General features: G+C 69.8%; 3 protein-coding genes. All 3 read left to right on the top strand.

The genetic code is table 11. The features are described from left to right. On the top strand, window positions 1–93 hold a 93-nt coding region (locus A5646_RS29185; protein WP_197499629.1), incomplete at its 5' end, for a 2-C-methyl-D-erythritol 4-phosphate cytidylyltransferase. A gap of 5 nt (window positions 94–98) precedes the next feature. Then, window positions 99–578, top strand: coding sequence for a 2-C-methyl-D-erythritol 2,4-cyclodiphosphate synthase (gene ispF / locus A5646_RS21960; RefSeq protein WP_156748892.1), 480 nt, complete (start codon window positions 99–101; stop codon window positions 576–578). Between the two features lie 48 nt (window positions 579–626). Then, the coding region (cysS, locus tag A5646_RS21955; RefSeq protein WP_067024166.1) for a cysteine--tRNA ligase at window positions 627–1,590 on the top strand (964 nt) is incomplete at its 3' end.

Genomic DNA, 1,590 nt, shown 5'->3' with positions numbered 1-1,590 from the left:
GGCCAGGTCCAGGTGGTCGACGGCGACCCGCTGGCATTCAAGATCACCACCCAGCTCGATTTGCTGCTGGCCGAGACCGTCGTGCGCCGGTGAACGCCGTGCCGCCGCTTCCCCGGGTGGGCCTGGGCGTCGATGTGCACCCGATCGAACCGGGACGGCCGTGCTGGCTGCTGGGTCTGCAATTCGGCGACGCCGACGGCTGCGCGGGGCATTCCGACGGCGACGTGGGGGCGCACGCCCTGTGTGACGCGGTGTTGTCGGCGGCCGGGCTCGGCGACCTCGGGACGGTGTTCGGGGTCGACGATCCGCGCTGGAAAGGCGTCAGCGGCGCCGACATGCTGCGCCATGTCGCGGATCTGGCGTCGCACCACGGTTTCCGGGTCGGTAACGCCGCCGTACAGGTCATCGGCAACCGGCCGAAGGTCGGTCCGCGCCGCGCCGAGGCGCAGCGGGTGCTGTCGGAATTGCTGGGCGCGCCGGTGTCGGTGTCGGCGACGACGACCGACGGGTTGGGGCTGACCGGACGCGGTGAGGGCCTCGCCGCGATCGCCACCGCGCTGGTCGTCTCCACCGGGTAAGCCGCGCAGCGCCGGGCGCCGGGGAACTACCCGGTAAGCTGGCACGTCGTGACCGATCAGGCCCGCTTGCGGCTACACGACACGGCAACCGGCGCCGTGCGTGATTTCGTTCCGCTGCGCGAGGGTCACGTCTCCATCTACCTGTGTGGTGCGACGGTCCAGGGCCTGCCGCACATCGGCCACGTCCGCAGCGGGGTGGCCTTCGACATCCTGCGCCGATGGCTGATCGCGCGCGGCTGCGACGTCGCGTTCATCCGCAACGTCACCGACATCGACGACAAGATCCTCAACAAGGCCGCCGCGGCGGGCCGGCCGTGGTGGGAATGGGCGGCCACCTACGAGCGGGCCTTCAGCGCCGCCTACGACGCCCTGGACGTGTTGCCGCCGTCGGCCGAGCCGCGGGCCACCGGGCACATCACCCAGATGGTCGAATTAATGGGACGGCTGATCGAAACCGGTCACGCCTACGCCGCCGGCGGCGACGTGTACTTCAACGTGCTCAGCTATCCCGAATACGGGCAGCTGTCCGGGCACAAGATCGACGACGTCCATCAGGGCGAGGGCGTGGCCACCTGCAAACGCGATCAGCGTGATTTCACGCTGTGGAAGGCCGCCAAGCCCGGCGAGCCGTCCTGGCCGACCCCGTGGGGCCGCGGCCGCCCCGGGTGGCACCTGGAATGTTCCGCGATGGCCCGCACCTATCTGGGGCCGGAGTTCGACATCCATTGCGGCGGAATGGATTTGGTCTTCCCGCACCACGAGAACGAGATCGCCCAGAGCCGTGCCGCCGGCGACGGGTTCGCCCGCTACTGGCTGCACAACGGCTGGGTGACGATGGGCGGCGAAAAGATGAGCAAGTCGCTGGGCAACGTGCTGGCCATACCGGCGCTGCTGCAGCGGGTGCGCGCGGCCGAGCTGCGCTACTACCTGGGCAGCGCCCACTACCGGTCGATGCTGGAGTTCTCCGAGACCGCGCTGCAGGACGCGGTGAAAGCCTATGTCGGCGTTGAGG

This window comes from Mycobacterium sp. 1245499.0, assembly GCF_001673615.1.
In the GTDB taxonomy this organism is placed as follows: domain Bacteria; phylum Actinomycetota; class Actinomycetes; order Mycobacteriales; family Mycobacteriaceae; genus Mycobacterium; species Mycobacterium europaeum_A.
The sequence above is the reverse complement of the archived record's forward strand: the minus strand, read 5'-3'. Positions and strand labels throughout refer to the sequence as shown.